The sequence below is a fragment of the Mesoflavibacter sp. CH_XMU1422-2 genome (assembly GCF_037029245.1).
Lineage (GTDB): Bacteria > Bacteroidota > Bacteroidia > Flavobacteriales > Flavobacteriaceae > Mesoflavibacter > Mesoflavibacter zeaxanthinifaciens.
In genome coordinates this window covers 1-658 of sequence record NZ_JAYMEE010000081.1, presented here as the reverse complement: position 1 = coordinate 658, position 658 = coordinate 1, and the positions used below count along the sequence as shown (strand labels likewise).

General features: G+C 30.2%; 1 protein-coding gene. It reads right to left on the bottom strand.

The features are described 5' to 3' along the window. Positions 1 to 89: 89 nt before the first annotated feature. Positions 90 to 548 (bottom strand): hypothetical protein, encoded by a 459-nt coding sequence (locus WA340_RS12740; RefSeq protein WP_336129363.1) that lies wholly within the window; start codon positions 546 to 548, stop codon positions 90 to 92. Between the last annotated feature and the right edge of the window lie 110 nt (positions 549 to 658).

The window sequence follows — 658 nt, the reverse complement described above, 5'->3', positions numbered from 1 at the left end:
GTGCCTTACAATGGTGAACATAGAAGTACTCTAGCAATAAATAATTAATATTTTACTTGTTTATTGCCTCAGTTCTTTGTTGTGTGTAGTTATTTTTTCGGTTCAATAACTTTCGGCAGAACACGAGTATAGCATCTTACATTTACTTTCCGTTTTTGATAAGTAGATTTAGTAAGATTTAATTGCGTAACTGCTTTTTTAATATTTTTTTCGAATTCGAGTGAGCTCGGATATCCTTTAGTAGTAATATCAGAGACGTTTCCTTTTTTATCAACTGTAAACCAAACATACATTTCTCCAGAATATTCATAGTCTTTTTCAATCAGATTCAAAATTTGGTCACGTAAACTTTTTTCCAAACATTGCGTTTTTTCTTTATCGTCCAAAATTCCATCGCAATCACTTTTGAAAGGTGTTTTGTCAACCATAGTAAAGTGAACAGTTTTTCCGTTTTTCTTTTTTACAAGTTTCAAGTCGGATTGAGAATGAATTATTGAGATATTTAATATTCCAATAATAAAAGTCAAATAAATTAATTTCAATTTCATTGTAGTTTCTGGGTTTCTCTAATTACACACAACGTTAGCGTATAAATTTCAGTTGCGGAAAATCGGTACGATTTTCCGATTGAGACTGAAAGATAGAAAATTGCAATGAA